Here is a 252-nt window from a genome sequence, read left to right on the forward strand (position 1 = left end):
CCCGCTTGTCAGCGCGATCCGCACCGCATCAGCGCGGAATTCGTCCGTGCGTTTCGTTCCCATAGTTCGTCTCCTTTGCTGCAATAAATGCTATCAAAGGAGCGGCATCAAACCGTGACACGTCCAGAACTGACGACGCTGACCAAGCGGCGAGAGGCGGCGCTCAGGGCGATGCGGGATCACGGCATCTCGCAGCGCCGGGCCTGTCGGCTTGTCGGTGTCGACCCAAAGACAGTCCGGCGCGAACGCCCG

Annotated in this window: 1 pseudogene; it reads left to right on the forward strand. The window is 62.7% G+C overall.

The features are described 5' to 3' along the window. Positions 1 to 126: 126 nt before the first annotated feature. Positions 127 to 252: pseudogene (locus FCK22_RS18550) on the forward strand (helix-turn-helix domain-containing protein); the annotation flags it as partial.

Origin of the sequence: Sulfitobacter sp. 15WGC (assembly GCF_005068605.1) — a bacterium.
Taxonomy (GTDB): domain Bacteria; phylum Pseudomonadota; class Alphaproteobacteria; order Rhodobacterales; family Rhodobacteraceae; genus Sulfitobacter; species Sulfitobacter faviae.